Source organism: Pedobacter borealis DSM 19626, from assembly GCF_000708285.2.
Classification (GTDB): domain Bacteria; phylum Bacteroidota; class Bacteroidia; order Sphingobacteriales; family Sphingobacteriaceae; genus Pedobacter; species Pedobacter borealis.
Window position 1 is genome coordinate 1 of the sequence record NZ_JAUG01000200.1, and the last position, 854, is coordinate 854.

1 protein-coding gene is annotated in these 854 nt (G+C 42.5%); it reads right to left on the minus strand.

What is annotated here, in order from left to right; translation table 11 throughout:
• Window positions 1–666: 666 nt before the first annotated feature.
• On the minus strand, window positions 667–854 hold a 188-nt coding region (locus AW17_RS24755; protein WP_209444345.1), incomplete at its 5' end, for a hypothetical protein.

Sequence of the window (854 nt, forward strand, 5' to 3'; positions counted from 1 at the left end):
CAGAGAAAAGTATAGTTTGAGCATCAACTTCATTTATATGGATGGTTTAATAAAGCCATAAAAGTATTAATTATTGTTTAAAAATTCGATACGATGCTTGCCAATTGCACACGAGTCTTCCGAAGTTTGAAACGGCTGGGCGCGGGAGAAAACTTCGGAAGTCTATTCAGGCCACGCTGGATTTATTTCTACACTATATATATTAAGAGTGCTTTTGTTTTTTAGCAAAGCAGTGTTGGTGCTACTATGAAGGTTTGTTCCCGCTTTTCATTGCAAGTCCTCGCTGCGCTGCGGGCTTTCCATTACAATCGCGTTTATTCTGCAGGGTCTTCCGAAGTTTGAAACGGCTGGGCGCGGGAGAAAACTTCGGAAGTCTATTCAGTCACACAAGTTATTGCTGCACTATATATAAGAGTGCTTTTGTTTTTTAGCAAAGCAGGTTCTGTACTACTATATAGGTTTGTTCCCGCCATACGCTATAGCCCCGGTAGAAAAACCCGGGGGCTGCCGCTGCAATCGGGTTTATTCTGCAGGGTCTTCCGAAGTTTCGGAGGCCCAAAGCTTATGGAAAACTTCGGAAGTCTAAGGAAAGGGGGGTGCATAAACATTATTTGTTCCAAAAAGTTTTGTCCGGGCTAACATTTTTTCTGTCTGTAAACCACGGGGTTATCTTATATCTTCTGGTAATCCGTAAAAAAGCTTTGCGTTAGTGTTAATTTTTTCTACTTTTGCATCCCGCTTCGGAGGAAGGGTTTTGAATGAAAGGATGGCGCAGGAGATGAGTAGAGCGGGATTTATTTTAAAATAAATATTGCGGGAGCGGAAAAGATTGCTACCTTTGCAGCCCGGAACGG